At 79.7% G+C, this 528-nt stretch carries 1 protein-coding gene; it reads right to left on the bottom strand.

What is annotated here, in order from left to right; genetic code table 11:
• Positions 1-528: beta-ketoacyl synthase N-terminal-like domain-containing protein (locus LPA54_RS36365; protein WP_228984790.1), on the bottom strand; the 528-nt coding region annotated here is incomplete at both ends.

Below are 528 nucleotides of genomic sequence, written 5' to 3'. Positions count from 1 at the left end.
CTCCATGGCGACCACCACGCCGACCCGGGACCCGGGCAGTTCGTCCGCCTTGACCCCGGGCGGCGGGGCGTCGCGCCCGGCGTCCGCCAACGCCTGCTCCGCCGCCTCGAACAGCGCCAGGTGCTGCGGGTTGGCCTGGGCCAGCTCGTTCGGCGGGATGCGGTAGGTGCGCGGACGCACGTCCACGGCGTCGACGTAGCCGCCGGCCGGGTCGGCGCCCTCGGCCACGGTCCCGGCCAGCGGACCGCCCGGCACCTGCTCGGCGCCGTACCAGCGGTTCGCGGGCCGTCCGGTCAGCGCCGGCCGTCCCGACCGCGCCGCGCGCGCCAGCTCACCGGTGCCGGTGAGCGGCCCGAGCCGCGACCCGAGCCCCACCACCGCGAGCCGCGGCTGCCGCACCGGCCGCGCACCGGCGGCACCGGACTCCTCGCCGGGCTTCGGCCCCACGGCGGAGGAGGAGCCGGTCAGCGCCCGGGGCCCGGTCAGCACCGCGTGCGCGTTGGTGCCGCCGAAGCCGAACGCGGACAC

The organism is Streptomyces sp. DH12, from assembly GCF_020873895.1.
Taxonomy (GTDB): domain Bacteria; phylum Actinomycetota; class Actinomycetes; order Streptomycetales; family Streptomycetaceae; genus Streptomyces.
This window is presented reverse-complemented; position numbering and strand designations above follow the sequence as displayed.